This is a genomic window from Streptomyces scabichelini (genome assembly GCF_011045015.1).
GTDB classification, from domain to species: Bacteria; Actinomycetota; Actinomycetes; order Streptomycetales; family Streptomycetaceae; genus Streptomyces; species Streptomyces scabichelini.
In genome coordinates this window covers 1-5,064 of record NZ_JAAKZY010000376.1, presented here as the reverse complement: position 1 = coordinate 5,064, position 5,064 = coordinate 1, and the positions used below count along the sequence as shown (strand labels likewise).

5 protein-coding genes and 1 rRNA gene are annotated in these 5,064 nt (G+C 68.4%); 1 reads left to right on the top strand and 5 read right to left on the bottom strand.

The genetic code is table 11. From position 1 onward, the window contains the following. Positions 1-6: 6 nt before the first annotated feature. A 5S ribosomal RNA gene (rrf, locus tag G5C60_RS49420) occupies positions 7-123 on the top strand. A 49-nt stretch (positions 124-172) separates the two neighbouring features. On the opposite strand, the gene G5C60_RS49415 is transcribed toward rrf, so the two are convergent. The 5 genes from G5C60_RS49415 to G5C60_RS49395 form a co-directional block, all read right to left on the bottom strand. Continuing rightward, on the bottom strand, positions 173-841 hold the full coding sequence (locus tag G5C60_RS49415; RefSeq protein ID WP_165270657.1) for a response regulator: 669 nt from the start codon (positions 839-841) through the stop codon (positions 173-175). Continuing rightward, on the bottom strand, positions 838-2,115 hold the full coding sequence (locus tag G5C60_RS49410; protein WP_338146147.1) for a sensor histidine kinase: 1,278 nt from the start codon (positions 2,113-2,115) through the stop codon (positions 838-840). Before G5C60_RS49410 ends, G5C60_RS49415 begins: the two co-directional genes overlap by 4 nt. A gap of 58 nt (positions 2,116-2,173) precedes the next feature. After that, positions 2,174-2,944, bottom strand: a complete 771-nt coding sequence (locus G5C60_RS49405; RefSeq protein WP_165270653.1) for an ABC transporter permease — start codon at positions 2,942-2,944, stop codon at positions 2,174-2,176. Next, positions 2,941-3,912, bottom strand: a complete 972-nt coding sequence (locus G5C60_RS49400) for an ABC transporter ATP-binding protein (RefSeq protein WP_165270651.1) — start codon at positions 3,910-3,912, stop codon at positions 2,941-2,943. The genes G5C60_RS49405 and G5C60_RS49400 overlap by 4 nt, the downstream gene beginning before the upstream one ends. 398 nt (positions 3,913-4,310) lie before the next feature. Next, a partial coding sequence (locus tag G5C60_RS49395; RefSeq protein WP_165270649.1) for a type IV secretory system conjugative DNA transfer family protein occupies positions 4,311-5,064 on the bottom strand: 754 nt, incomplete at its 5' end.

Genomic DNA, 5,064 nt, shown 5'->3' with positions numbered 1-5,064 from the left:
TAGTGTTTCGGTGGTCATAGCGTGAGGGAAACGCCCGGTTACATTCCGAACCCGGAAGCTAAGCCTTACAGCGCCGATGGTACTGCAGGGGGGACCCTGTGGGAGAGTAGGACACCGCCGAACTAATTGTAGAGAAAGCCCCCGTGCCAATGGCACGGGGGCTTTCTGCGTTTCAGGACGGCTGCACCAGCCTTGTGTCGTACGCCAGGATTACTGCCTGAACTCGGTCCCTCGCCCCCGTCTTGGCGAGAATTCGGCTCACGTGCGTCTTCACCGTCGATTCCGCCAGATGAAAGCGGGAGGAGATCTCGGCGTTCGTCCAGCCCTGGCCGATGACCGTGAGGATTTCCCGTTCTCGTTCCGTGAGGACAGCGAGGCGGGGGTCCAGGGAAGGGGAGTCGTCCGGTGCCGAGGACGGTAAGTGGTGGACGTATGCGTTGAGGAGTCGGCGGGTCAGGCCTGGGGCCACCACCGCATCTCCTGTTGCCACCGCACGGATTCCCGACAGCAGTTCCTCGGGGAGTGCGTCCTTGATGAGGAAGCCGCTGGCGCCTGCGCGTAGGCCGGCGTATGCGTATTCGTCGAGGTCGAAGGTGGTGAGGATGAGGACGCGGGTTCGGTCGCCGGAGGCGACGATGCGGCGGGTGGCCTCGATGCCGTCGAGGCCGGGCATGCGGATGTCCATGAGGATGACGTCGGGGTTGAGTTCGGCTGTCATTCGGATCGCCTCCGTGCCGTTGCCGGCCTCTCCCAGCACTGTCATGTCGTCCTGGCTCTCCAGGAGCATGCGGAAGCCCAGGCGCTGGAGGGGCTGGTCGTCGGTGATGAGGACGGTCGTCACGGAGTGGATTCCTTCGGATCGGGGAGGGCCGGGAGATGGAGGTGGACCCGCCAGCCGCCGGTCGGTAGCGGGCCTGCCTCAAGTGTTCCTTCGTACAGGGCCGTTCGCTCGCGCATTCCTGTGAGGCCGCGGCCGGGGGTGTCGTCCGGTGGGGTGCCTCCGTGGCCCGTGTCGGTGACTGTCACCGTGACGGCGCCTCCGTCCTCGTACGCGATGGAGACCTGTGAAGTGGCGCCTGGGCCTGCGTGTTTGAGGGTGTTCGTGAGGGCTTCCTGGATGACGCGGTAGATCGTGAGCTGCGTGCCGGTGGGTAAGGGGGCCGCCGCGCGGCCGTGGGTCTTTACGCGTACGGGGAGGCCGGCGGATCGTACGCCGTCGATGAGGTGGTCGAGGTCTGTGAGGGAGGGCTGGGGGGTCAGTTCGGCGGTGGGGGCTTCCTCGCTGAGGATGTCGAGGAGGCGGCGGAGTTCGGTGAGGGCCTGGCGGCTTGTCGTGCCGATGGCCTCCAGGGCCTGGGCGGCTCGCTGCGGGGACTTGGCCGCTGCGTAGGAGCCGCCGTCGGCAAGGCCTGTGATGACGGAGAGGTTGTGGCCGATGATGTCGTGCATTTCTCGGGCTATGCGGGCGCGTTCCGCTGCTGCGGCGAGCTGGGTCTGCTGGTCGCGTTCGACTTCGAGCTGGCGGGCGCGTTCCATGAGCGAGGCCAGGTACTCCTGGCGGGTGCGGACGGCGATGCCGCCGACCGCCGACAGGGCGAGGCTCATCATGATCGGGACGATGGTCGCGCCGGGGCCGCCCTGCTCGCTGGGGTAGCGGAAGCCCACGATCCAGAAGGGCGCGACAGTGAGGGCGTACGACCAGAGCAAGGTGCGCAGACGGGTGCGTACGGCGAGGTTGAAGACGACGAAGAGCAGCGTCATGGAGGCCTGCAGGACCGCGCCCGTCAGGACGTTGGCGACGGAGAACGGCAGCATCGCCAGTAGGACCGCGAAGGGGTGACGCCGGCGCCAGAACAGAGGCACTGAGAAACCCAGGGACATCGCTCCGACCAGCCAGGTCGGTGTGTCGAGGTTTTCGGTGACGTTCTTCCAGCCGCCGCTCAGGAAGTCGGTGAGGCAGGCGATCACGAAGAAGCCTGTGAGCAGGACGTCCCAGACCCACGGGTGGCGTCGGTCGAAAGCGCGGGCCCACTGGACGATGCGGTGCAACTGGCGGGTGAGGGGCTGCCCGTTCGGGGTCCAGTCGCCCTGCCAGTCCTGTTCGCGAGTTGCCACCACGGATCCATCCTCGTACGCCGGCTCGTCATATGTCCCTGCGCTGTACGTTTCTGCGCTATACGTCCCTTCGTTTCAGCAGCACTGCCGCCGCCGTGAGCGTGGCCGCCGCCCACAGGGCGAGGGCGAGCAGGGCCGCGCCCGGTGAGGCCATGTCCGCGGTCGCCTGGGCGTGGGTGACGGCGTCGAGTGACTTGGTCGGGAAGTAGCGGACGGCGTCGTCGATGGCGTCGTACGGGAGTGTGGTGAGGACCTCCGGGAGGATCATGACGCCGCCGATGAGTGCGCCGATGGCGCCAGGGATGGAGCGGAGCAGGGCTCCGAGGCCGAGGGCCATGACGCCGAGGAGGGCGAGGCCGGCCGCGTTGCCGACCAGGGCACGGGCGATGCCCGGGTCGCCGAGGGAGGCCTCCTGGTCCGTTCCGGAGAGGAAGGTCTGGGCGAGCGGGAAGGTGATGAAGTTCGTGGCGAGTACGACGGTGAAGGTGACCGCGCCCAGGACCGCGGCCTTCGTCCACAGGACGGGGAGGCGGCGCGGGACGGCCGTCATGGTGGAGCGGATCATGCCGGTCGAGTGTTCGCCCGCCGTGACGAGGATGCCCAGGACGCCGATGATGATCGTCGTGAACTGCATGCCGAGCAGGACCAGGAGGACCGTGTCCACGTCCGCGTCGCCGCCGCCGGACTCGTAGGTCGCGGCGATCGCGAGGCCGACGCCGATGGTCAGGGCGCTCGACAGGGCCAGGGTGATCCAGGTGGAGCGGACGGTCCACAGTTTGTGCCATTCGGAGCGCAGGACGCGGCTCGGGGTGATGGCGAGGGTGGTCATGCGGGCACCTCCATGGTGGTAGCGGTGGCGTTGAACTCGACCGAGTCCCGGGTCAGGTCCATGAAGGCCTGCTCCAACGAGGCTGCCTGCGGGGTGAGTTCGAAGAGCGGGATGCCGTGGGCGGCGGCGGTGCGGCCGATGTATTCGGCGTCCGTGCCGTGGACTTCCAGGGTTCCGGGGGCGGAGCTCGTCATGTCGACGTCCGGGGCGGCGAGCAGCTCGGTGAGCAGGCCCGCCTCGGGCGTGACGACCTTGATGGTTCCGGCGCCTGATGCGCGTACGAAGGCGTCGACGGTCGTGTCGGCCAGTAAGCGGCCTCTGCCGATGATGATCAGGTGCTCGGCCGTGAGGGCCATCTCGCTCATCAGGTGGGAGGAGACGAAGACCGTACGGCCTTCTGCGGCAAGGGACTTGAGGAGGTTGCGGATCCACAGGACGCCCTCGGGGTCGAGGCCGTTGACCGGTTCGTCGAGGATGACGGTGGCCGGGTCGCCGAGGAGTGCGGCGGCGATGCCGAGGCGTTGGCCCATGCCCAGAGAGAAGCCCTTGACGCGGCGGCCGGCCACGTCGGTCAGTCCGGTGAGGTCCAGTACGTGCTGGACGCGGCTCTTGGCGATTCCGTGGGTCAGGGCCAGCGCCATCAGGTGGTGGTACGCCGTCCGGCCCGGGTGGACCGAGCGGGCCTCCAGGAGGGCCCCGACCTCGTTGAGGGGCGCGTGGTGGGTGGCGTACGGGCGGCCTGCGATTGTCGCGTGGCCGCGGGTCGGGGTGTCCAGGCCGAGGATCAATCGCATGGTGGTGGACTTGCCGGCGCCGTTGGGGCCGAGAAAGCCGGTTACGGTGCCTGGCTGGACGGTGAAGGTGAGGTCGGATACGACCGTCTTGTCGCCGTAGCGTTTGGTCAGGCCGTGGGCGGTGATTCCCTGTGCGGCCGTTTCCTGTGCGTCCGTTCCGTGTGTGCTGGTCATGTGTTTGATGCTCGGTCGGGTGGGGGTTTGGGGCGTCGGACGGCGGCGGGATATCGGGGGAGGGGTGTAGTACCCGGGTATTACGTTCGTTGTCGGCTGCAGCGCCGTCGCGGCTGGTCGCGCAGTTCCCCGCGCCCCTAAAAGACGAGCCCCAAGCCACCATGCACCGGAACTTGCCCACCGGCGGGAGGGGGCGTGGGTCGGTGCGTCGTATGCCCGTCGCGTAGGTTCGGTCTCAGGTCACCAGGGCCGTGTACCAGCAAAGGGCCGTATGCCCACCCTGCGACGGGCTGACGCACCGGCCCACGACCCCGACCCCCAACGAACCCAGGGGCGCGGGGAACTGCGCGACCAGCCACAACCAACCCGCAGTCTTCGAACCGCACCCAGCGGAGTGCTCAGGTGGGGAGTTCCTGGTTCGGCCAACGCGTGCGGGCCTGCTCTCGGGAGCGGAGGAGGGCCAGGGTGGGCATGCCTCGGTCGGCTCCGGTGGTGAGCAGGTCCGGGAGTTGGGGGAGGGGGGCCACCGCGGCTACGTCGTCCAGTACGAGCGTGAGTGGTGGGTCGAGGCGACCGGAGGATGACCGTTCGGCCATGCGCCGGCCGCGCTCGACCACGCTTGAGGCGAGGGCCGTCAGGAGTGGCATGGCACCCGGGTTCGCCTTGGGGTCCTCGATGGGTTCACCCACCACATAAAGCGTGCCCCCTTCGTTGACGAAGGAATCCAAGGTGAGGGCGTCAGTTCGGTTTGGGGTGCAGGCCTCGCGGACGTTGAGCGTGAAGAGGGAGGAGAGAGCGCGGGCCGTCAACTCCTGGGCGATGTCGCGGCGTTCGGGGTACGAGGTGAGGGCCGACTCGAGCTCGCCTGCGGCGCCGGTGGCTGCCTTGGGGTTCGTACGGAGGATGCGTACGGCTTCTTGGACCTGGGTGCCCTGGGCCCAGCGGTGGAGGTGGCGGATGGTGCGGCCGTCTGCGGCGGCGGCGTGCAGGTAGCTGCGGAGGAGGGTTTCCGCGGTGTCTGCGACCGCCTGGTCCATTTTTGCGGTGGGGCGGACCGGGGCGAGGAGGGCTGCCGCCCTGGCCCTGGCGGTGTCCTTGTCCTGGCAGCCGGTTGAGGGGGACCAGTGGAGGCGGGCCGGGGTGTCGCAGAGG